Genomic DNA, 21,752 nt, shown 5'->3' on the forward strand with positions numbered 1-21,752 from the left:
CTGAAGCCGAAGAGCAATACTACGCCATGCTCGACGACACACCCATGGCCGCGTAACTTAAACCCCGGAGCCTCCGGCAAACCCGGTGCGGTTCAGTTCGTTCTAATTGCAGCGAGCTTCTTTGCATTAGTCGTTTGGAAGCTCGAACGGACCTGCAGCAGCTAAGAGGGAACTTCCATTAGTTTGCATCAAGCGACGCAACTACTCCATTCCACCACATCCACCTATGCTTGGCCTGAGCGGAAAGTCGTAATCGCTGAGCTTGTGTTGAGCTTTGTAGGTGGTGAGGCACTTCGAAAGCTTTGTACCGGGACATCCCAGATGAATGCTCAGTCTGGTTTCAATCCGATCATTAGCGGTGAGGCTCACGGAAGCCCGTTCCCGTTCGATGCTGCACGACCTCTCTGCTTCGCGCACACGATAAACTACTTTGTCGAAACGCTGCCCTGCGGTTTCGGGAGAATCGCAACCGACCGCTGCGACAGCAACGAGCATCCCAAACATACTTCTCATGCCGGAAGCCTCCCTGATTATCGTAGCGCTGATCATCGCCTGCGGGTGGGCATCAGGCAACGTAGGCAATGTCGCGGTCCCGACCGTCAGCTTTCTGCGTCCAGGGAGCCTAAGCAAACGGTCCGGCCCCTCCGCGTTTCGGCGATAAATCCTCGGTTGACGACGGAGAAAACAATGGGCAGGAGCCGTATCACAAGCTTCGAAATTGTAAACTTTCGGAGCTTTCAGCCGATAAGTGGTTGAAATTGCGGGTATAGCTCAATGGTAGAGCACTAGCCTTCCAAGCTTGTGATACGGGTTCGATCCCCGTTACCCGCTCCATTGCCCCATTGGACAGGCGCCCGCAGGCGCGGCCTTTTTCCCGGAATTTCGATCTGTCGCATGGCCAGCGGATGGCGGCCGTGCGGGAGCCGGGATGCACCGCATCCCGGCCCGTTCCGGTCAGCCGAGCTTCGGCGCGCCCGGCACCGCCATGTAATAATGGCCGGCGTTGAGGCCGCCATCGACCGACAATTCGGTGCCGATGCAATAGCGCGCATCATCGGACGCGAGGAACGCGGCGGCCGCGCCGATGTCGGCGGGATCGCCGGCGCGCTGGGCCGGATAGATCTTGAAGCCCATGTCGAACATCTCGCGCGTGACACCCGCCTGGTTGGCCAGCGGCGTATAGATGCCGCCTGGATGGATGGTGTTGACGCGGATGCCGCGGGGGCCGAGTTCCAGAGCGACCGACTGGCTGAAGCCACGCACGCCGAATTTGGACGCGCAATAAGGCGACAGGCCGTTGGCGGCCGAGATGCCGTCCGCCGAGCTCATGTTGATGATCGTGCCGCCCCCGGCGCGTTCGATGGCTGGGACGATCGCCTGCGTGCCGATCATCGTGCCGAGCAGGTTGACCTCGATGATCCGGCGCATCTCCTCCTCGGTCAGATCGTCGAGCGCCTTGAAGATCAGGATGCCGGCATTGTTGACCAGGCAATCTACCTTGCCGAAGCGCGCTTCGGTGGCCGCGATCACCCGGTCCCAATCGGCGCGCGAGGTGACGTTGAGCGTTTCGAACGCGGTGACGTCACCCAGTTCGGCGGCCAGCGCCCGGCCTTCGGCCTCGAGCAGATCGGCGATCACGACGCGCGCGCCTTCCTCGACAAAGCGACGGACGATGCCTTCGCCAATGCCCCGGGCGCCGCCCGTCACGATCGCCACCTTGTTTTCCAGCCGCCGCATCTTCCCGTGCCTCCATGAAATGAGGCGCCGGATTAATGCGCGGCCGAAGCGGTTACAATACGCAAAGCCGCACGGCGCGGTGCCATGATGGCCGCTTTGCGCTCGATCCGGCGTCGATCACTTCCATTCGAATTTGGTGACGACGCCTTCGCGCGTGGCACATTCGAATTTCTTCTTGCTGGTCTTGGTCTTGCCCTTGGAGTCCGTCTTGACGACGTTCACCGATGCCTCGACCCCGGCGACATCGTCGCTCTTCTTGTCGGTGTCGTTCACTTCGCGCAGCGTGATCGCCGTGGCGCCAAGCTCGATCTTGCGCTTTTCGGCTTCGGCCATGCAGGTTTGCGTCGCCACGGTGCGGGCATCACCCTGTGGAGCGGGCGCCGGCGCGGGCGCCGCGTCCTGTGCCATGGCCGGGGCCGCCAGGCAGAAACCAAGCATCATCAGCATCGCCATTCGCATACCGACCTCCCTCAGCCGCACCGGCAGACGATCCGGCGGCGCAACAAACCATCATCTGCGATCGTCCATGCCGCAATCGGGAGAATCCCCGAAAGCGGGCCTGCATCACCCCCGAGCGGCCCATGCATCCAGCGCACCCGGGCCGTTGCGAAGATTGCAATGACGGTGCTGACCGCGCTGGAATGTCGTTCCGTCTCTGACATCTTTTTTTGCACCTGCGAAAAGGCCACTATGTGCCGCCTCGTGCGTTGAGCCTTCCGGCTGGACCATCGGGGTGAACGGGGTTCAGGCGAGCGGGGGGGCCGCTGCGCGGGAGCCATTGATTATGCCATCGCCGGATCGGTCTATCGGCCTGGCCCTTCCTTCCCCATCGATCGCGGCCGCGTTGCCGGCCAATCTCGATACTGTGCGCGGGCTCGCCTGCCTGCTGCTCGTCATTTATCATGTCGTCGGCAATTCGCCGGCGCGCGGGCTGGAGCTGCCGGCGGATTCGGCGTGGCATTATGCGACCGACAGTTTCGCGCTCATTCGCATGCCGGTTTTCACCATCCTGTCGGGCCTGCTTTACGGCCGCCTGCGGGTTGACCGGGCCCATCTCGAACCCTTTGCGGTCAAGAAGCTGCGGCGGCTGGCGATCCCGCTCATCGTGCTGACGATCCTCACCTGGTCGATCCGCTCGCTGATGGGGGAAGAAAGCGTGACGCTCGGCTATGCGCTGACGCACGCTTATGAACATTTCTGGTTCCTGCAGGCGCTGCTCTGGGTGTTCGCCTTCATCGCGATCGCCGATGTGTTCGCGCGCCCTTCGACCATGATGCTCGCCGTTCTTGTCGCGGCGACCGCCCTGCTGTCCGCCACGACCCAGGTCGCCGCGCCCTTCTCGCTCGAACAGGCGCTCTATCTGCTGCCCTTCTTCCTGTTCGGCCTGCTCTTGTCGCAATGTTCGATCGACAGCCTGCGCCCCGAACGCGGATTCGCGGCGCTCGCCATCGCCGGGGCGATCATGATATGGCAGCAAGCGGGCCTGCTCGGCCTGACCGACAAGCTTGCCCGCGACGGCATTCCCGCCTTCATCTGCGGCAGCGCCGCCTGCGTCGCCCTGCTGGCGCTATCGCCGCGCATCACGTGGCTCGAAACGATCGGGCGCTATTCCTATACGATCTATCTCTGGCACATATTCTTCCTCGCCGGCACGCGCGAGGCATTGCTGCTGATCGGCGTGCGCGAGGTGCCGCTGCTGTTCTTCGCCAGCGCCAGCATGGGGCTGATCGCGCCGATCCTGCTGCACCACTGGGCGACGCGGCGCGAATGGAGCGCGGTGCTGCTGCTCGGCATCAAGCCGAAACGCCTGCCTTCCGGCCGGCTCAGCGCCTAGAGCCGTTTCCGATCCGACTGCGCCCGCGCGGATGCCCTAAGCTCTTAGTTTGCCGGTTCGGCGACCAGCCCGATCGACACGCCGAAGGGCAGGCTGTGGCGGCCGATCCAATGGCGTTCGGCCGCGAACAGCCCGCCGAGCAGGCGGTTGAGCGGTCGTGGCGGCATGGTGTCATCCCCGCCTTCGCGTCCGCTGATCTTGCCGGCCAGCCGCGCCGCGGCGATCAACGGGAAGAGCAGCGTGTTGAAGTGGGTGGCATGGCGCACCTTGAGCCCGCTATCGGCGAACACGCGCTTCACCGCCGCCATGGTGTAGCGGCGCTGGTGATGGTGGGCGACGTCATGCGCGCTCCACATCCAGGGTGAGGCCGGCACGGTGACGAGAATCTTGCCGCCCGGCGCCAGCTTGGCGGTGAGCGACGCCAGCGCCGCGCGATCGCCGGGAATATGTTCCAGCACGTCGAGCAGCACGATCAGGTCATAAGCGCCGTCGTCCAGCGCCACGCCGTCGGGCAGCAGGCCGCCCTTGACCGCCACGCCGGTCCGCTGTGTGGTCAGCGCCCGCGCCTGATCGTCGGGTTCGATCGCGTCGACCGTGCCGTAACGCTGCAACAGCGGAATGTTCGATCCGGTGCCGCAGCCCACTTCCAGAATGCGCGCGCCGGGCTTGGGCTTCGCCTGCGTCTCGATCAGTTCGGCGATGATCCGCCGCCGCGCGACGAACCACCAGTGCGCGCCGTCGATTTCGGCCATGCGGTCATAGATTGCGCGGTCCATCAGGCTTCGTCCCCGATCCGCTGGCGGATCACATAGATCGGCCGATGCTTCACCTCGACCAGGATGCGCCCGACATATTCGCCCAGCACGCCCAGCGAAAGCAGCTGCACGCCGCCCAGAAACAGCGTCGCGATCATCAGCGATGGATAGCCCGCCACATCGGCGCCGTAGAGCACGGTGCGCACGAAGACGAAGCCCGCATAGATCAGCGCGAACAAAGCGACGAGCGCGCCGAGATAGCTCCACACGCGCAGCGGCACGGTCGACGCGGAGGTGATGCCGTCGATCGCCAGCGTCCACAGCTTCCAGTAATTGAACTTGGTGGTCCCCACCGCGCGTTCGGCCCGGTCATATTCCACCGCCGCCTGACGGAAGCCCGACCAGGCGAACAGGCCTTTCATGAAGCGGTTGCGCTCGGGCATCACCTTGATCACTTCGACCACCTTGCGGTCGAGCAGGCGGAAATCGCCGGCATGTTCGGGAATCTTGTCCGACGACAGCCAGTTATGCGCGCGATAATAAAGATCGGCGGTCATCCGCTTGGGCAGCGAATCCGTCTGCCGGTCGCGGCGAACGCCATAGACGACCTCATGGCCGTCCCGCCACTTGTCCAGCATGTCGCCGATCACCTCGGGCGGATCCTGCAGATCGACGTCGATCGGCACGACGGCATCGCCATGGGCATTGTCGAGCCCGGCCGAAAGCGCCGCTTCCTTGCCGAAATTGCGCGACAGCGACAGCGCCTTGATCCGCCGGTCGGCCTGATGCGCCTGCATGATCGCCGCCAGCGTGCCATCGCCGCTGCCATCATCGACGAACAGGATTTCCCACGCCAGCGGCGCGCCATCCGGTTCGGTGAGGCCATCGAGGACGCGGCCGACCCGCGCCACGAACGGGCCGATCGCGGCCTCCTCGTCCTTGACGGGCACGATTACCGACAGGCGTGGGCCGGTGGGGGAAGCGGACATGCGGGATTTTCCAAAGGGTGTCGCCCGCGCAATAGCGGGTCGCGACGCGCTAGAACAGGGGCGGCCGCGCGATCAGACGCGCATGCCCTGCAACAGCTTGGGCAGCTTGCCGGTTTCACCGCGCGCCTCGGCCATGAAGCGGCGCTTCAGCGGCGCGATCCGCTCGACCGCGTTGAGGCCGAAGCGGCGGACGGCGGAAGCGGTGCGGCCGGGAACGCCGAACAACCGGGTGAGCGCGTCGGTCGACGCCGCGACCATGAAGGTATCGAGCGCGCGCCAGCGTTCATAGCGGGCGAGCAATTGCGCATCGCCCAGATCCATGCCGAGCCGCGCGCCTTCGACGAGCACTTCGGTGAAGGCCGCGACATCGCGGAAACCGAGATTGAGGCCCTGACCCGCGATCGGATGGATGCCATGGGCGGCATCGCCCACCAGCGCCAGCCGCTCGCCAGTGATCGAGGCGGCGTGGTGGAAACCGAGCGGGTAGCTCGACAAGGGCGAGCAGAGTTCGAGCTCGCCGAGCAGGCCGCCCATCTTGTTCTTCGCCTCGGCCGCGAAGGCGCGTGGCCCCAGGCCGAGCATCGCGGGCGCCGCACTTTCCTCGACGGTCCACACGATCGCCGAACGATGGCGACCTTCGGCATCGTCGGGCAGCGGCAGGATCGCGAACGGGCCTTGCGGATAGAAGATTTCATGCGCCACGCCGCCGTGCGGGCGCTCGTGCGTCACCGATCCGATGATCGCGGCATGGTTGTAGCGCCAGTGCGCGATGCGGATGCCGGCGGCCTCGCGCGTCGGGGACCGGCGGCCTTCGGCGCCGATCAGCAGCGGCGCCCGCACCGTCCGGCCATCGGCCAGCGTCACCCGCGCGGCGGCCGCGTCGCGCGTCACCTCGGCCGGCCGCGCCGGCATCAGCAAGGTGATGTTCTTCGCCGCCAGCGCGGTTTCGCGCAGCGCGACGCGCAACAGGCGGTTTTCGAACATGATGCCGACGGCGCCGTCCTCCTCGCCGGGTTCGAACATCAGGGCGCGCGGGGTCAGCCCGTCGGTCACCCGGATCGTTTCGATCGGGCAGCCCTTGCCTTCCAGCCGGGCGCCGACGCCGATCGCCTGCAGCATCCGCCATGGCGCGCTCGCCACGGCCGAGGCGCGGCCGTCAAAGCCCGCCGCCAGCGTCGCCTCGGGATTGGCCGGATCGATCACCACCGATCGCAGGCCGTGCGCGTCGAGCGCGATCGCGAGCGTCAGCCCGACCAGCCCTCCGCCAAGGATGATGACATCGCCGTTGAAATCCGCGCTTTCCATGTTCGCCTGTTAGCCCGTGTCGATGACATGCGCCACCGCTCTCGATGAGTTGCGGCGGCTATGCTTGACCGGGACTCCCCGGCGGGCGCATTGTCCGGCATCAGAACATTTCAGGCACGCCAGCGTTTCTGGCGGGCGGGGGCATCAAGCGAACGGCATGGCGATGGAACAACCTGTGTGGCGGGATACGGCGCGCCGCGTCGTCCGGCGCAGCGGAACGATGGGGACGGCATTGGGCCTGCTCGGGCTGATGCTGATGCTCGCCTTCGCGCTGGCCAGCTACCAGCCGACCGACGCCGCGCTCAACACCGCCGCCGGTGGCGAGGTGGGCAATATCCTCGGCGCGCCGGGCGCCTGGGTCGCCGATCTGCTGCTCAGCCTGTTCGGGCCGCCGGCCGCGCTGCTGCTGCCGATCGGCATCATCGCCGGGCTGCGCTTGTGGCGCGGCGCCACCGTCGGCAAGTGGAAACGCTCGCTCGGCCTCTGCGTGGTCGGGCTGCTGCTGCTCGGCATCGCCCTGTCGCTGTTGCGCGGCGGCTCCGTCGCGGGCTTGCCGGCCGGCTGGGGCGGCGCGGCCGGGCTGATGCTGGCGCGCGGGCTCGATTCGCTGATCGGCCTCGTGCAGGATCCGATGTGGGTCGGCGGCCTGCGCGTCGGCTGCATCCTGCTGTTCGGCGCCGGCGGCATCGCCATCTGGATCTGGGGCCTTGGCCTCGAAGCCGGCGAACGGAGCTGGCTGTTCCGCCGCCGCGAACGCGGTGACGGGGATGAGGGCGACGATGCGTTGCCCGCCCGCGCGGCCTTGCGCCCAAGTCCGCCGGCCAGGATCCGCGAAGCCGCCCCGCCGCCCCGCGCGCGGATCGAGCAGGCGGACGAGGACGAGGATCTGCCCGGCCCGACGATCAAGGAGCCGGAACGCCGCCCGCAGCCCAAGGAGGTGCGCAAGGGCACCAACCAGCAGCAATTGCCGCTGGGCGACACCTATGTCCTGCCGCCGCTGTCGCTGCTTGCCGAACCGCCGGCATCGGCCGGGCCGGCGATCGACCGGGCGGGGCTGGAGCGCAACGCCCGCCTGCTCGAAACCGTGCTCGACGATTTCCACGTCAAGGGCCGCATCGTCGAGGTGCGCCCCGGCCCCGTCGTCACCATGTACGAACTGGAGCCCGCCGCCGGCATCAAGGCGAGCCGCGTCATCCAGCTGGCCGACGATATCGCCCGCAACATGTCCGCCTTGTCGGCCCGCGTCGCCACCATCCCCGGCCGCACGGTGATCGGCATCGAACTGCCCAACAAGGTGCGCGAGGCGGTGGTGCTGCGCGAACTGATCGACAGCGCCGCATTCGAACAGCAGGGCGGCGCGCTGCCGCTGGTGCTGGGCAAGAATATCGCTGGCGATCCGGTGATCCACGATCTGGCGCCGATGCCCCATCTGCTCGTCGCCGGCACCACCGGCTCGGGCAAGTCGGTCGGGCTCAACTGCATGATCGTCTCTTTGCTCTACCGGCTGACGCCCGATCAGTGCCGGATGATCATGATCGACCCCAAGATGCTGGAACTCAGCGTCTATGACGATATTCCCCATCTGCTCTCCCCGGTCGTCACCGAACCGCAAAAGGCGGTGCGCGCGCTTAAATGGGCGGTCGAGCAGATGGAGGACCGCTATCGCATGATGGCGTCGGTTGGCGTCCGCAGCCTGGCCAGTTTCAACGAACTGGTGCGCGCCGCCAAGGCGAAGAACAAGCCGCTCACCCGCCGCGTGCAGACCGGCTATGACGCCGAGACCGGCCAGCCGATCTATGAGGAGGAGAATCTCGAATATGAGATCCTCCCCCAGATCGTCGTCATCGTCGACGAACTGGCCGATTTGATGATGACCGCCGGCAAGGAGGTCGAATTCCTGATCCAGCGGCTCGCGCAGAAGGCGCGCGCGGCCGGCATCCACCTGATCATGGCGACGCAGCGCCCCTCGGTCGACGTCATCACCGGCGTGATCAAGGCCAACCTGCCGACGCGGATCAGCTTCCAGGTCACCTCCAAGATCGATTCGCGCACCATCCTTGGCGAACAGGGTGCCGAACAGCTGCTCGGCAAGGGCGACATGCTGTTCATGCCCGGCGGCAAGCAGATCGCGCGCGTCCACGGGCCCTTCGTTTCCGACGATGAGGTGCGCGCCGTGGCCGATCACTGGAAGGCGCAGGGCACGCCCGAATATATCAACGCGGTGACCGAGGAGCCGCTGGAATCCTATGAGCTCGAAGGCGCGCCCACCGGCCCCGACGACCCCGAGACCAAGGATTATCGCCGCGCCGTCCAGCTCGTCGTCGAAAACCGCAAGGCTTCGACCAGCTGGCTCCAGCGCCAGCTGCGCGTCGGTTACAATTCCGCCGCCCGCCTGATCGAGCGGATGGAAAAGGACGGCGTCATCTCGCAGCCCGATCATGTCGGCCGGCGCGAAGTGCTGCTCGATATCGGCGACCTGCCCGATTTCGGGCGACGGCTGGGCTAGGATCGCGGCATGGGGGCCGGGCGGCACGCTCACGCAACCGTCCGGTTCACAGGCCGTTCAATCCCCCGGCCGTAACGCTTGCCCAATGAATTATCCGGAGAAACGCATGATCCGCCCGTTCCTGTTCGCGCTGGCCGCTGCGCCGCTCGCAACGGCTGCCCTGATCGGCGCGAACCCGCTGGCGGCGCCGGCCGTGGCCCAGGCGACGGATCCGCTGGGGCAGGTTTCCGCCCATCTGAAGTCGGTCAACACGATGACCGCGTCGTTCGCGCAGACCGACCGGAACGGAAAGACGCTGACCGGTACGCTCACCCTGAAACGGCCGGGCCGTATCCGCTTCCAATATCAGAAGGGGGTGCCGCTGCTCGTCGTCGGTGACGGCAAGGCGCTCACCATGATCGATTATCAGGTGAAGCAGGTTTCGCGCTGGCCGATCGGCGATTCGCCGCTGTCGGTGCTGCTCAACCCGTCCAAGGATCTCAGCCGCTTTGCCAAGGTGGTGCCGAGCGGCGATCCCAAGCTGCTCACCGTGCAGGCGCGCGATCCCAAGCGGCCTGAATTCGGCACGATCACCATCGTCTTCTCGCGATCGGCCGCCGCCCCGGCGGGGCTGATGCTGCGCGGCTGGACGGTGATCGACGCGCAAAATAATCGGTCGACGATTCAGCTGTCGAATCAGGCCTTCAACGTCGCGGTTAGCGACAAGGCGTTCCAATGGAATGATCCGCGCCCGCGCGGCCCGCGCGGCTAGGCCCGAAGCTGACAATTCCATTCATCGAGGCGACAGCTTCAGGCGCGTAAACACCATCAAGCGGTCGTGGAGAGCCGCACGGGATTTCCCCCTGTTGCCCGTGCCGCATTGATCCACGTCCCGCCTTCGCGTGACGAACGCAAGGTCGGCCCCTGCTCCACGCCCCCGGAGCAGGGGCCATACCTTTTCTGGGCCCCCGTCAGTTGCGGCCGCGTCAGTTGCAGTTGTGGTTCTTGACCGTGGTGACGTCCGTCACCTTGCTGCTGCGCGTCGCGATCGCCACGCACTGGCGGGTGTTGCCGTTCCAGTAATAGGCCGTGTGCCCGCCGTCGGGATTGGAGCCGCGATCGACCTGGCGGAAGCCGCGGCGCGGCAGTTCGCCCTGCGCCCAGCCCCAATCCTGATAGACGATGTCGGACAGGTTCACATATTCGCCATAGCCCCCGCGCGAGCTGTTGGGCCGGTAGGACGTCTCGTTATTGCGCTGCTGGACACCCGCCGCATAGCCGGTGGAATAAGGGTCGCTGCGCGAATAATTGTGATAATCCTGATGGTAGAGTCCATCGCGATAGCCGCGCTCATAATCGGCTTCCGACTGGCTGTCGGCATAATGCTTGTTGTCGTCATGGTTGTGCGACTTGTGCGACAGCGCGAGCACGCCGATCAGCGCGGCGGCGCCCACCGCCACGGCCGCCGCCGTTCCATCGCTGTTGCCGCCACTCTTCTGCCCGCAATCGGGCGCCGGGGACTTGGTGATCGAAGCATAGCGCCCGTCGAGTGTGACGACCGTGAGGCATTGCTTGCTGCTGCGGTTCCACCAATTGGCCCATGTCCGGTCTTCCCCCTTCGTCACATGGACGAAGGTGTAGCCCCGCGCCTCGAGCTGGGTTTCGCCGCCGGCCGCCCTGGCCCCCACCAGATCGCGCACGTCGCCCGGCGTCTCGGCCCGGGCGGGAAGGCTGGTGACCGATGTCGTCACGAAGGCGGCAAGGCCAAGAATAGCGGGGCTGTGCTTCATACGATCGTTCCCCAAATCGCTGATAACACGGCGAAGCTATCACCTTTGGGCGGAGTGCATAGCGGTTTGCGGCCATGAAGATGGTCGCCGGCTGGCGTTGCGCCCTCGCGCTCGCTACATCGCCCCCATGGCCGATACGCTCAAGATCGCTTCGTGGAACATCAACTCGGTGCGCGCGCGGATGGATATCGTCACGCGCTTCCTGACCGAGGAACAGCCCGACATCCTGTGTTTGCAGGAAACCAAGGTCGTCGACACGATCTTTCCCGGCGATCCCTTTCGCAAGCTGGGCTATGTCCATCAGGTGCTGAACGGCCAGCCGATGCACCACGGCGTCGCCATCCTGAGCAAGCTGCCGCTCGACGAGGATCTCCGCCACGACTGGCAGGATAATGGCGAGGCGCGCCATATCGGCGTGCGCCTGCCCAACGGCATCCGGCTGGAAAACGTCTATATCCCGGCCGGCGGCGACATTCCCGACCGCACGCTCAACCCCAAATTCGGCCAGAAGCTCGATTTCGTCGAGCGGATGACGCGCTGGTCGGAAGTGCTGGCCGAACCGACGGTGATCGTCGGCGATTTCAACATCGCGCCGCTCGAATGCGACGTCTGGAGCCACAAGCAACTCCTCGACGTCGTCAGCCACACGCCGATCGAAGTGGCCGCGCTCACTCGGCTTCAGCAGAGCCATGACTGGGTCGATCTCGGCCGCCACTTCGTGCCGCCGCCGCAGCGGCTCTACACCTGGTGGAGCTATCGTTCGAAGGACTGGACCGCCAATGATCGCGGCCGCCGGCTCGATCATATGTGGGCGAGCCCCGCCGTGGCGAAGCAGGCGACCGCGCATCGCGTGCTGGAAGGCTGCCGCAGCTGGCTGAAGCCGTCCGATCACATCCCGCTCGTCACGGAGTTCGCATTTTGAGCGACCTGCGCGCCGCGGCCCACGCGCTCGATGCGCTGCGCCGGGGCTGGCCCGTCCGCATCGCGGGCGCGGACGGCACGATCGCGGTGCTGGCGATCGAAACGGCGGACGACACGCGGCTCGCGGCCTTCGATGCCGCCGGCAAGGCCGATGTCCTGCTGTCGAGCGGGCGGGCCGCGACGCTCAAGCTCGCCAACCAGCGCGATGCCGCGACGCCGGGCACCGCCGTGCGTATCGAGCGCGCGCCCTGGCTCGATCTGCCGGCGGCGGTGTCGCTCGCCGATCCCGCGCTCGATCTCGCCACGCCGTTGAAGGGGCCCTATCGCGCCGTCCCCACCTTCGCCCCGCAGGCTGCCGCCGCGGCGCTGCGCCTTGCGCGGCTCGCCGGGCTGTTGCCCGCGTTCTTCGTGCTCGATGACGGCGCGGGCGACGTGACCGTTTCGGCCGACGCGATCGCCGAACAGGACGCGCCGGCCCGGCTGGTCATCGCGGCGCGCGCGCGTCTGCCGGTCGAGGCGGCGGAACACAGCGAGATCGTCGCCTTCCGCAATGCCGACGACGCCGCCGAACATGTCGCGCTCGTCATCGGCAGCCCCGATGGCACGCCGCCGCTCGTCCGCCTCCACAGCGAATGCCTGACCGGCGACGTGCTCGGTTCGCTCAAATGCGATTGCGGCCCGCAGCTCCACGCCGCGCTCCACGAGATCGCGGATTCGGCCTGGGGCATCCTGCTCTATCTGCGTCAGGAAGGGCGGGGCATCGGCCTGGTCAACAAGCTGCGCGCCTATGCGCTGCAGGATCAGGGCTATGATACGGTGGACGCCAATGTGCGGCTGGGCTTCGACATCGACGCCCGCGATTTCGGCGTGGCGGCGCGGATGCTGACCCTGCTGGGGCAGGACAAGGTTCGCCTGCTGACCAACAATCCCGCCAAGGTGGCCGGGCTGGAAGCCGCCGGCGTCACCGTGGTCGAACGGGTGGCGCACAAGATGGAAGCCAATCCGCATAACCGCGCTTATCTCGACACCAAGCGCGATCGCACCGGGCACCAGCTTTGATCGCGGTCGATACCGCCGCGCGGATACTGAGCTTCGGCGATCGCCGGATCGCCTGCGCGATTGGCCGTTCGGGCGCCTGCGCGCATGCCGACAAGCGCGAAGGCGATGGCATGACGCCATTGGGCGGCTGGCCGATCCGCACGGTGCTGTTCCGCCCCGGCCGGGCCGCGCCGCCGCCGGGCATGATCTTGCCCTGGCGCTGGATCCGCGCCGATGATGGCTGGTCGGACGATGTGGCCGACCCCTGCTACAACCGCGCCGTCCGCCATCCCTGGCCCTTTTCGGCCGAGCGGTTGTGGCGCGACGATGAACTTTACGATGTGATCGTCACGCTCGGCCACAATGATGCGCCGCCGGAGCCGGGGCTGGGCAGCGCGATCTTCCTCCATTGCTGGAACGATGCGAAGCCGACCGAAGGCTGCGTCGCCATTGCCAAGGCGGATTTGCTGGCGTTGCTGCCCGCGCTGCGCCCCGGCGACGGCATCCGCATCGCCTGACCGCTCAGCCCCGGATCGAAAAGCGCCGCCCCGGCCTTGACCGGAGCGGCGCCTGAACCCGTGATCGGGCCGATCTCAATCGAAGAGCGACGAGACCGAGCTTTCGTCCGCGATGCGCTTGATCGCTTCGGCGAGCAGCGGTGCGATGGTGAGGTGGCGGATCTTTTCGGCCGCGGCCACCGCATCGGGCGCGCCGATCGAATCGGTGATGACCAGTTCGCGCAGCTGCGAGCCTTCGACGCGGGCGACAGCCCCGCCCGAAAGCACGCCATGGGTGACATAGGCCACCACATCTTCCGCGCCGGCTTCCTTCAGCGCGGCCGCCGCGTTGCACAGCGTGCCCGCCGAATCGACGATATCGTCGACGAGGATGCAGAAGCGGCCGGCGACGTCGCCGATGATGTTCATCACTTCCGACTCGCCGGCGCGCTCACGGCGCTTGTCGACGATCGCCAGCGGCGCGTTTTCGAGGCGCTTGGCCAGCGCGCGGGCGCGCACCACGCCGCCCACGTCGGGCGAAACCACCATCAGATTCTTGCCCGCGAAGCGCGCCTGAATGTCGGCCGACATCACCGGCGCGGCATAGAGGTTGTCGGTCGGGATATCGAAGAAGCCCTGGATCTGGCCGGCGTGCAGATCGACCGACAGCACGCGATTCGCGCCAGCGGTGGTCAGCAGGTTGGCGACCAGCTTGGCCGAAATCGGCGTGCGCGGGCCGGGCTTCCGGTCCTGACGGGCATAGCCGAAATAAGGGACGACGGCGGTGATCCGCTTGGCCGACGCGCGCTTCAGCGCATCGATGCAGATCAGCAATTCCATCAGGTTGTCGTTCGCCGGATAGCCGGTCGACTGGATGACGAACACGTCCTCGCCGCGAACATTTTCGTGGATCTCGACGAACACTTCCTCGTCGGCGAAGCGGCGCACGCTCGCTTCGGTCAGGGGAATTTCGAGATATGCCGCGATTGCTCGCGCCAGCGGCAGGTTGGAATTGCCGGCTAGTAGTTTCATCTTCGTCCTCGCTGCCGTGATTGCGCGCCTCTTAGTCCCGTCCTGCGCCGGGGGGAAGGGGGCGTGCATAGGAACGGCACGGCGGCACTGGCCGTTCCGCCGATCCGGTCCTAAAGCGAGGGCTTATGATGACGCGCCTTTCCATCCTGCTCGCCCAGCTCAATCAGGGCATGGGCGATCTTGTCGCCAATGCCGATGCCATGCTGGCGGTTCGCGAACGCTGGCCGCAAGCGGATCTGATCCTGTTCCCCGAATTGCAGCTGATCGGCTACCCGCCCGAGGATCTGGTGCTGAAGCCCGCGCTGATCGCGCGCGCGCATGATCAGCTGCAGCGCATGGCCGCCGCCACCGCCGATGGCGGGCCGGCGATGCTGGTCGGCACTGTCATCCAGCTTGAAGACGGCCTCTACAATGCGATGGCGCTGCTGGATGGCGGCGCGGTCGCGGCGATGATCCGCAAGCATGAACTGCCCAATTACGGCACCTTCGACGAAAAGCGCCTGTTCCAGCCGGGCCCCCCGCCCGAACCGATCCACTTTCGCGGTGTCCGCATCGGCGTGCCGATCTGCGAGGATATCTGGTTCCCCAAGGTCGTCGAACAGTTGAAGGCGGCAGGCGCGGAGCTGCTGCTGTCGCCCAATGGCAGCCCCTATGAACTCGACAAGGATGATCTGCGCCTCACCCTTGTCCGCAAGCGCGTCGCCGAAACCGGCCTGCCGCTTGCCTATCTCAACCGCGTCGGCGGGCAGGACGAACTGGTGTTCGACGGCTCGTCCTTCATCGTCAATGCCGACGGCCAGGTCGCCGTACAGCTGCCCGACTGGGAAAGCGCCGAGACGCTGACGGTCTGGGAGCGGCAGGATGCGGGCTGGGCCTGCCTGCCGGGCGATCTGCACGCGCTCGATACCGCGCCTGCCGATCTCTACCATGCGATGATGATCGGCCTGCGCGACTATGTGAACCGCAACCGTTTCCCCGGCGTCGTGCTCGGCCTGTCGGGCGGGATCGACAGCGCGCTTTCGGCCGCCGTCGCCGTCGACGCGCTGGGGCCGGATCGCGTCTGGTGCGTGATGATGCCGTCGCGCTTCACCGGCGACGAAAGCCTGTCCGATGCCGCCGAATGCGCGCGGATGCTGGGCGTGAAGCTCGATACGATCGCGATCGAACCGGCGATGCTCGCCTTCGATGCCATGCTCGCCAATGCCTTTGCCGGCCGGCATCGCGATCTGACCGAGGAAAATCTCCAGTCGCGCATTCGCGGCGTGACGCTGATGGCGCTCAGCAACAAGTTCGGCCACATGCTGCTCACCACCGGCAACAAGAGCGAGATGTCGGTCGGCTATGCCACGATCTATGGCGACATGGCGGGCGGCTATTCGGTGCTCAAGGACGCGTATAAGACCACGGTGTTCGCGCTGTCCGAATGGCGCAATGCCAACGCGCCTGCGCTCGGCCTCGGCCCCGACGGGCCGGTGATGCCGCAAAATGTGATCACCAAGCCACCGACGGCGGAGCTGCGTGACAACCAGAAGGATTCGGATTCGCTGCCGCCTTATGACGTGCTCGATCCGATCCTGCACGGGCTGGTCGAAGAGGAACTGGGCGTCGCCGATCTCGTCGCGCGCGGTTTCGATCGCGATACCGTCGCCCGCATCGAACGGCTGCTCTACATCGCCGAATATAAGCGCCGGCAGGCGCCGCCGGGGGTCAAGCTCGGCACCCGCAATTTCGGGCGCGACCGCCGCTATCCGATCACCAACGCTTTCCGGTCCATCTGATGATCATCACCCGTTTCGCCCCTTCGCCCACCGGGCGCCTGCATGTCGGCAATATCCGCACCGCGCTCCACAACTGGATGTTCGCGCGCCAGCAGGGCGGCCGTTTCCTCCTCCGGCTCGACGATACCGATGCCGAACGGTCGACCGAGGCCTTTGTCGATGCGATCCGCGCCGATCTCGGCTGGCTCGGCCTCGTTCCCGATGGCGAGGAGCGGCAATCGCACCGCTTCGCGCTCTATGAAGCCGCGTTCGAGCGGCTGCGCGCGGCGGGCCGCGTCTATCCGGCCTATGAAACCCAGCAGGAGCTGGACCTCAAGCGCAAGATCCTGGCGGGGCGCGGTTTGCCGCCGGTTTACGATCGCGCGGCGCTGGCGCTCACCGATGCCGAACGCGCGGCGTTCGAGGCGGAAGGGCGCACGCCGCATTGGCGCTTCCGGCTCGACCATGACGCACCGATCGAATGGGATGATCTGATCCGAGGGCCGCAGCGTTTCGATCCCGCCCTGCTGTCCGATCCCGTCGTCCGCCGCGCCGATGGCAGCTGGCTCTACATGCTGCCCAGCGTGATCGACGATATCGACATGGGCGTCAGCCATGTCGTGCGCGGCGAGGATCATGTCACCAATACCGGGCTGCAATTGCAGATGTTCGCCGCGCTCGGCGCCACGCCGCCCGCCTTCGCCCATGAAGCGCTGCTGGTCGGCAGCGAGGGCAAGCTGTCCAAGCGGCTCGGCGCGCTCGGCTGCGATTCCTTCCGGGACATGGGGATCGAGCCGCTGGCGCTGCTCGCGCTGCTCGCGCGGATCGGCACCAGCGATCCGGTGGAGCCGGTGGCCGAGGCGGCCGAACTGCTTCACGCCTTCAGCTTCGATCGCTTCGGCCGCGCGCCCGCGCGCTTCGACATGGACGAACTGACCGCGCTTAACGCCCGCGTCATCCATCGCCTGCATTATCAGGATGTCGCCGATCGCCTGCCCGCGGGCATGGACGCGACCGCATGGCACGCCATCCGCCCCAACCTCGCCACCATAACCGAGGCGGCGGACTGGTGGAGCGTGGTGGAAGGCCCGGTGGCGGTGCCGCCGCAAACCGACGAGGACCGCGCCTTCCTGGCCGAAGCCGCCAGCGTGGCAGAACATATCGACTGGGGTTCCGATCCCTGGCGATCGCTGACGACGCTGCTCAAGGATCAGACCGGCCGCAAGGGCAAGGCGCTGTTCCTGCCGCTCCGCCACGCGCTCACCGGCCGCGATCACGGCCCCGACATGGCGGCGCTGCTCCCCCTCATCGGCCGCGACCGCGCTTTGGCGCGCCTGCGCGCGGCGGCTGGCTGATTGCTAGCGCGCGCGAGGCGTCTCGCCGTGCCGGGCAATCTGGCCATGGCCTTCGTTGCCACGCTTGTAGCGGGATTGGCTGTGAGCTGGTTTGCCGGGTCAATCATGGTGCAGGGGCACAATACCAACGTCGCGCCAGCGAGGCATCCTTCGGAAGATATCGCCCTCTTCACCTCGGACGGAATCAGAATTGCAGCCACGTTTGCGCCCGGCCGCAACGATACTTCGCCGGCAGTCCTGTTGCTTCACGGTGTGGACGCATCGCGCGACGCGCTGGCAACCAACGCCGCCTGGCTCCACAGTCTGGGCTATGCGACGCTCGCGATCGATTTTCGAGGGCACGGGCAATCGAGCCTCGCGTCGCGAACCTTCGGCTTCACGGAGGCGCGCGATGCGCGTGCCGCATTCGAGTGGCTCAAGCGCCGTCAGAATGATGCGCCGGTCGCCGTGATTGGCATTTCGCTTGGCGGCGCGGCTGCCCTGATTGGCGAGGGTGGCCCCCTGCCCGCCGATGCCTTGATTCTTCAAGCCGTCTATCCCGATATCCGGCTTGCGATCCGAAATCGCATCGCAAGCCGCTTGACGACTGCTCCGGCCTATCTGCTTGAACCGTTCCTGAGCTTTCAGGCCCCGCTGCGCTTTGGCGTTTGGCCTGATCGATTGTCGCCGTTGGATGCTGTCGGGGGGTATCGCGGGCCCGTGCTCGTCATCGGCGGCGAGTTGGATCGATCGACGCCACCCGCCGAAAGCCGTGCGCTCTTTGCGGCCGTTAACGGCCACCGCGAATTATGGCTGACTCCGCAAGGCGATCACGCAGAGATATGCCAATTATCGGACACTGCCTATCGGGCACGCATTCGTTCTTTCCTGGAACGAACGATGCGCCTGCCTTGAGGGCTGTCAGTCGGCGAGCGATGCGCCGGTGGCGACGAGGGCCTTGGCAGCGTCGGCGGCGGCGTAGATGAAGCCATTGGTCGGGTAGGCGGTCATGCCGAGGCTCTTGGTCGGGCCCCACCACACGCGGACCTTGCTCCAGTCGCCGGCTTCCGAGACGTCGATCGCGGTCACGTCATGTTCGACCTGGCCACGCCGGCCGTTGATCAGCGACCAGTTGGCGTGGGTCAGCTTGACGGTGCGCGCGTCGACGACCTGGCTCACCGTCGCGACATGGCCGGCGGGCATGGCGCGGAAGGAGCGGAAGGACAGGACGGAGCCGACCTTGGGCGTCTGGCCGCGCTGATATTTGCCGGCGGCCTGCGCCCACCAGTCGGCCGCGCGGCCGAATAGCTGGATGCCGGAGAACATGCGGGCGAAGGGCGCACACTGCCAATATTGGCTCTGGGCCGCCGCCGGCGTCGCCGTCAGCGTCATCGATGCCAGCAGCATCGCGGCCAAACCGGCCCAGAAAGTGTTGCGCTTCATCGTGATCCCCGCGTCCCTGTCGCCTTGCTAGGCGGTCTTTGTGCGGCGCGGAAAGACCAGAAAGTTAACATCGGTAAGCTTTTGCGGTGGACTGCGCCCTGCCTTCGACAAGTTGAGTGGCAGCGGCGCAACCCGCCCGCATTCCCGTTGCCGGGGCTTAATCCCGTTTCACCACATCGCCGCTTTTCATCACGAAGCCGACGCGCTTCAGCACCGTCACGTCGGCAAGCGGATCGCCCGCCACCGCGATCAGATCGGCGGCCTTGCCCGGCTCGATCGATCCGATCTGATCCTTCAGGCCCAGCAGGTCGGCGGCATTGGTGGTCGCTGCGACGATCGCGGTCATCGGGGTCATGCCGTGCTTTACCATCAGTTCGAACTCGTCGGCGTTGCGGCCGTGCTTGGACACGCCGGCATCGGTGCCGAACGCGATCTTCACGCCGGCCGGCACCGCCTTTTCCAGCGACTTTCCGGTGATCGAAATCCGCCATTCGATCTTGGCGCGCACATCGGGCGGATAGGCGCCGGGATTGGCCGCCAGCCGCTCGATATAGCCGTTCACCGTCGAAAGCGTCGGCACATAATAAGCGCCGGTCTTCTTCAAGAGCGCGATCTCGTGATCGGCGAGCAGCGTGCCATGCTCGATCGAATCCGCGCCCGCCTCCAGCGCCAGCGCGATGCCGTCGGCGCCATGGGCGTGGACCGCCACCTTCTTGCCGTAGAGATGCGCGGTCTCGACAATCGCCCGCGCCTCATCGTCGAACATCTGCTTGCCGAGACCGGCGCCGATCCGGCTGTTGACGCCGCCCGTGGTGGCGATCTTGATCACGTCGGCGCCACGGCCGATCTGGGCGCGCACCGCCTGGCGGCAGGTTTCGGCACCGTCACACAGATTTTCGGGCGCCCCCATATGGTGCCGCTGATCGTCGTTGAGGCCGAGCCGGCCGTCCATATGGCCCGATGTCGTGGAAATGGACTGGCCCGCATCCACGATCCGGGGCCCCACGGCCCAGCCACGCGCGATGGCATCGCGCAGCGCCAGCGTGGCGCCATCGGAATCGCCGAGATTGCGCACCGTGGTGAAACCGGCGTCGAGCGTCTTGCGTGCATTCCACGCGGCTTCGAGCGTGTGGAGCGGCGCGCCTTCGGTGAAGCTCGCCAACAGCCCTTCATTGCCGGCGCGATCGGATTCGAGGTGGACGTGCGAGTCGATCAGGCCGGGCAGGACGAAACGGTCCTTGAGGTCGATAAGGTCGCTGCCGGCCGGGGCAGGGGCGAAGCCGTCGGTCACTTCCACCACCTTGCCGGCGCGGACGACGATCGTCGCGTTGCGGCGCGGCGCCTGGCCCGGCCGGTCGAGCAAGGTGCCGGCGTGAATCACCGTATCGCCCGGCGCGATCGCGGCCATGGCGGGGACGGGCGCGAGCGCGAGCAGGCAGATGGAAAGAGCGCGCATGATCGAAAGACCCCCTTATCGTTCTGAATTGTCGTGGGACGCATCAAGCATGTCGGCTGCGGATTGAAAAGCGGCGTCGGCCCCGGCTATGGCGCGGTGAACCCCCGTTTACGCAGCAAAGGCGCGCAATATGTCCGATACGCCCCCCGATCGTCTGTCGACCAACCCCAAGAGCCCCTATTTCGATGCCGATGCGCTCCAGCGCGGCGTCGGTATCCGGTTCAAGGGCACCGAAAAGACCAATGTCGAGGAATATTGCGTTTCCGAAGGCTGGGTGCGGATGGCCGTCGGCAATTCGCGCGATCGGTTCGGCAACCCGATGACGGTGAAGGCGAGCGGGCCGGTGGAGCCTTATTATCGCGATATCGCCGATGCCGGCGAAGCCGCCACGGAGAACTGATCGACTCCGCTTTCAGTCGTTTCGGCGCAGCGCGCGGTCCGCGTTGTTGCGCCGCAACAAAAAACATGCTCCCATCGCGATGCGGGCAGATCGGGTTAAGCGCCCGGAAACCATCCGGGCGCAAGATCCGTATCTCCTAGGCTTCAGGTTCGAGGGGGGATGGTCTTATGGGCACCCAGGCGAGACCGGCGGATGGCGCGATGGCGCTGGCCGAGATGAAGGAATTCGCGAGCTTTCCCGCAGGCACCCAGCGTTATATCCGACGATCGCTCGATATCGGCCTCGATCGCGAAAATGCGATGGAGCGCTGGTCGCGCGACATGGTCGAGGCGGCGAGCATCCGCGCCCAGATCCGCGTCTATGAACGGCTCGATCCTATCCGGGCGCTGATCCCCGACGATAGCGGCCTCGACGCCGTCGAGCCCTTTTTCACGCCGCTCCTGATCATTTCGGCCTTCGATCTCGGGCAGGATCGGCTGCCCGGCTTCGGCGCCTATCGCTTCCTCTACGAACGCCTGCTCGGGCCGGACGTGCGGCCCTGGCTCCCCGCGGCCTTCTGCGGCGCGGCGGCGCTGCCCCACCTCCACCCGGAACGACGGCGGATCCTGCTGCAATCGCTGAGCGAATCCGCCGCGACGGCGGCAGGCTGGTCGGGCCGGGGGCCGAGTTTCTACCCGGAATGGGTGGAGAAAGTGACCCTGTAGCGACGGTGGCGACCGACTGATCGGCCGCCACCGGTTTCCGCCGTGACGCCGGCCTGTTCTACAGCGCTTTCCAAGCAGGTGGAATCACCTGCTGACTCGGAAAGCGCGGCAAACAAAGAGCTTAGGCTGTAGTGACATTTTAGGGATTCACGTTGGACTGGATTTCTGATTCAACGCTGGCTTTTGGAGGTTGGCGTGGAAGGGGAAGTGCTGCGGGACGATCAGTGGGAGCGATTGCGAGAGTTTGTTCCGGGCGGCCGCAAGGGTAAGCGCGG

The 21,752-nt window shown here is 66.2% G+C and carries 20 protein-coding genes, 1 tRNA gene and 1 pseudogene; 13 read left to right on the forward strand and 9 right to left on the reverse strand.

Features of this window, described 5'->3' with window-relative positions:
- Nucleotides 1-760: 760 nt before the first annotated feature.
- Nucleotides 761-834: transfer RNA gene (locus tag CHB74_RS19865), tRNA-Gly, on the forward strand.
- A 120-nt stretch (nucleotides 835-954) separates the two neighbouring features.
- Here the strand turns inward: CHB74_RS19865 and CHB74_RS19870 are convergent.
- Together CHB74_RS19870 and CHB74_RS19875 are read right to left on the reverse strand one after the other, a co-directional pair.
- Nucleotides 955-1,737: an SDR family NAD(P)-dependent oxidoreductase gene (locus tag CHB74_RS19870; protein WP_089221234.1), complete on the reverse strand. Its 783-nt coding sequence runs from the start codon at nucleotides 1,735-1,737 to the stop codon at nucleotides 955-957.
- A 117-nt stretch (nucleotides 1,738-1,854) separates the two neighbouring features.
- A complete protein-coding gene (locus tag CHB74_RS19875) occupies nucleotides 1,855-2,190 on the reverse strand; it encodes a hypothetical protein (RefSeq protein WP_089221235.1) in 336 nt (111 codons plus the stop codon).
- A 331-nt stretch (nucleotides 2,191-2,521) separates the two neighbouring features.
- On the opposite strand from CHB74_RS19875, the gene CHB74_RS19880 reads away from it, so the two are divergent.
- Complete coding sequence (locus CHB74_RS19880) at nucleotides 2,522-3,571, forward strand: acyltransferase family protein (protein WP_089221236.1); 1,050 nt, start codon at nucleotides 2,522-2,524, stop codon at nucleotides 3,569-3,571.
- 44 nt (nucleotides 3,572-3,615) lie between these two features.
- Here CHB74_RS19880 and CHB74_RS19885 read toward each other — a convergent pair whose 3' ends face one another.
- The 3 genes from CHB74_RS19885 to CHB74_RS19895 all read right to left on the reverse strand — a co-directional run bounded on the left by CHB74_RS19885 (nucleotide 3,616) and on the right by CHB74_RS19895 (nucleotide 6,620).
- A complete protein-coding gene (locus CHB74_RS19885; RefSeq protein ID WP_089221237.1) occupies nucleotides 3,616-4,347 on the reverse strand; it encodes a class I SAM-dependent methyltransferase in 732 nt (243 codons plus the stop codon).
- Nucleotides 4,347-5,315 carry a glycosyltransferase family 2 protein gene (locus CHB74_RS19890; protein ID WP_089221238.1) on the reverse strand — a complete coding sequence of 323 codons (969 nt, stop codon included), beginning with the start codon at nucleotides 5,313-5,315 and terminating at the stop codon, nucleotides 4,347-4,349. The genes CHB74_RS19885 and CHB74_RS19890 overlap by 1 nt, the downstream gene beginning before the upstream one ends.
- 72 nt (nucleotides 5,316-5,387) lie before the next feature.
- A complete protein-coding gene (locus CHB74_RS19895; protein WP_089221239.1) occupies nucleotides 5,388-6,620 on the reverse strand; it encodes an FAD-dependent monooxygenase in 1,233 nt (410 codons plus the stop codon).
- Nucleotides 6,621-6,777: 157 nt separating this feature from the next.
- Between CHB74_RS19895 and CHB74_RS19900 the strand changes: the two genes are divergently transcribed.
- Together CHB74_RS19900 and CHB74_RS19905 are read left to right on the forward strand one after the other, a co-directional pair.
- Entirely contained in the window at nucleotides 6,778-9,126 is a 2,349-nt protein-coding gene (locus CHB74_RS19900) for an FtsK/SpoIIIE family DNA translocase (protein WP_089221240.1), read from the forward strand.
- Between the two features lie 85 nt (nucleotides 9,127-9,211).
- Nucleotides 9,212-9,877: a LolA family protein gene (locus CHB74_RS19905; RefSeq protein ID WP_089221241.1), complete on the forward strand. Its 666-nt coding sequence runs from the start codon at nucleotides 9,212-9,214 to the stop codon at nucleotides 9,875-9,877.
- Between the two features lie 214 nt (nucleotides 9,878-10,091).
- On the opposite strand, the gene CHB74_RS19910 is transcribed toward CHB74_RS19905, so the two are convergent.
- A complete protein-coding gene (locus tag CHB74_RS19910) occupies nucleotides 10,092-10,895 on the reverse strand; it encodes a hypothetical protein (RefSeq protein WP_089221242.1) in 804 nt (267 codons plus the stop codon).
- A gap of 127 nt (nucleotides 10,896-11,022) precedes the next feature.
- On the opposite strand from CHB74_RS19910, the gene CHB74_RS19915 reads away from it, so the two are divergent.
- Genes CHB74_RS19915 through CHB74_RS19925 form a run of 3 tightly spaced genes read left to right on the forward strand, consistent with a single transcriptional unit; the run spans nucleotide 11,023 to nucleotide 13,372 of the window.
- Complete coding sequence (locus tag CHB74_RS19915) at nucleotides 11,023-11,817, forward strand: exodeoxyribonuclease III (protein ID WP_089221243.1); 795 nt, start codon at nucleotides 11,023-11,025, stop codon at nucleotides 11,815-11,817.
- Nucleotides 11,814-12,875, forward strand: coding sequence for a GTP cyclohydrolase II (ribA, locus tag CHB74_RS19920; RefSeq protein WP_089221244.1), 1,062 nt, complete (start codon nucleotides 11,814-11,816; stop codon nucleotides 12,873-12,875). Before CHB74_RS19915 ends, ribA begins: the two co-directional genes overlap by 4 nt.
- Nucleotides 12,872-13,372, forward strand: a complete 501-nt coding sequence (locus CHB74_RS19925; RefSeq protein WP_089221245.1) for a L,D-transpeptidase family protein — start codon at nucleotides 12,872-12,874, stop codon at nucleotides 13,370-13,372. Before ribA ends, CHB74_RS19925 begins: the two co-directional genes overlap by 4 nt.
- A gap of 75 nt (nucleotides 13,373-13,447) precedes the next feature.
- Here CHB74_RS19925 and CHB74_RS19930 read toward each other — a convergent pair whose 3' ends face one another.
- Nucleotides 13,448-14,383 carry a ribose-phosphate pyrophosphokinase gene (locus CHB74_RS19930; RefSeq protein WP_089221246.1) on the reverse strand — a complete coding sequence of 312 codons (936 nt, stop codon included), beginning with the start codon at nucleotides 14,381-14,383 and terminating at the stop codon, nucleotides 13,448-13,450.
- 125 nt (nucleotides 14,384-14,508) lie between these two features.
- Between CHB74_RS19930 and CHB74_RS19935 the strand changes: the two genes are divergently transcribed.
- The 3 genes from CHB74_RS19935 to CHB74_RS19945 are packed head-to-tail and all read left to right on the forward strand — an operon-like array spanning nucleotide 14,509 to nucleotide 18,389.
- On the forward strand, nucleotides 14,509-16,161 hold the full coding sequence (locus CHB74_RS19935) for an NAD+ synthase (RefSeq protein WP_089221247.1): 1,653 nt from the start codon (nucleotides 14,509-14,511) through the stop codon (nucleotides 16,159-16,161).
- Nucleotides 16,161-17,495: a glutamate--tRNA ligase gene (gene gltX, locus CHB74_RS19940; protein ID WP_089221248.1), complete on the forward strand. Its 1,335-nt coding sequence runs from the start codon at nucleotides 16,161-16,163 to the stop codon at nucleotides 17,493-17,495. The genes CHB74_RS19935 and gltX overlap by 1 nt, the downstream gene beginning before the upstream one ends.
- 27 nt (nucleotides 17,496-17,522) lie before the next feature.
- Nucleotides 17,523-18,389 carry an alpha/beta hydrolase gene (locus CHB74_RS19945; RefSeq protein ID WP_089221249.1) on the forward strand — a complete coding sequence of 289 codons (867 nt, stop codon included), beginning with the start codon at nucleotides 17,523-17,525 and terminating at the stop codon, nucleotides 18,387-18,389.
- A 6-nt stretch (nucleotides 18,390-18,395) separates the two neighbouring features.
- Here the strand turns inward: CHB74_RS19945 and CHB74_RS19950 are convergent, their stop codons facing one another.
- Both CHB74_RS19950 and CHB74_RS19955 read right to left on the reverse strand, forming a co-directional pair.
- The gene (locus CHB74_RS19950) at nucleotides 18,396-18,917 is read right to left on the reverse strand and encodes a CHAP domain-containing protein (RefSeq protein ID WP_089221250.1); all 522 of its coding nucleotides are present in this window, start codon (nucleotides 18,915-18,917) and stop codon (nucleotides 18,396-18,398) included.
- A 157-nt stretch (nucleotides 18,918-19,074) separates the two neighbouring features.
- On the reverse strand, nucleotides 19,075-20,373 hold the full coding sequence (locus tag CHB74_RS19955) for a metal-dependent hydrolase family protein (RefSeq protein WP_089221251.1): 1,299 nt from the start codon (nucleotides 20,371-20,373) through the stop codon (nucleotides 19,075-19,077).
- Between the two features lie 130 nt (nucleotides 20,374-20,503).
- Between CHB74_RS19955 and CHB74_RS19960 the strand changes: the two genes are divergently transcribed.
- The 3 genes and pseudogenes from CHB74_RS19960 to CHB74_RS21800 form a co-directional block, all read left to right on the forward strand.
- Nucleotides 20,504-20,773 (forward strand): DUF3297 family protein, encoded by a 270-nt coding sequence (locus CHB74_RS19960; RefSeq protein ID WP_089221252.1) that lies wholly within the window; start codon nucleotides 20,504-20,506, stop codon nucleotides 20,771-20,773.
- 167 nt (nucleotides 20,774-20,940) lie between these two features.
- Nucleotides 20,941-21,477 (forward strand): hypothetical protein, encoded by a 537-nt coding sequence (locus tag CHB74_RS19965; RefSeq protein WP_089221253.1) that lies wholly within the window; start codon nucleotides 20,941-20,943, stop codon nucleotides 21,475-21,477.
- Nucleotides 21,478-21,672: 195 nt separating this feature from the next.
- Nucleotides 21,673-21,752 (forward strand): annotated as a pseudogene (locus tag CHB74_RS21800) (IS5/IS1182 family transposase); the annotation flags it as partial.

Source organism: Edaphosphingomonas laterariae (genome assembly GCF_900188165.1).
Taxonomy (GTDB): domain Bacteria; phylum Pseudomonadota; class Alphaproteobacteria; order Sphingomonadales; family Sphingomonadaceae; genus Sphingomonas_E; species Sphingomonas_E laterariae.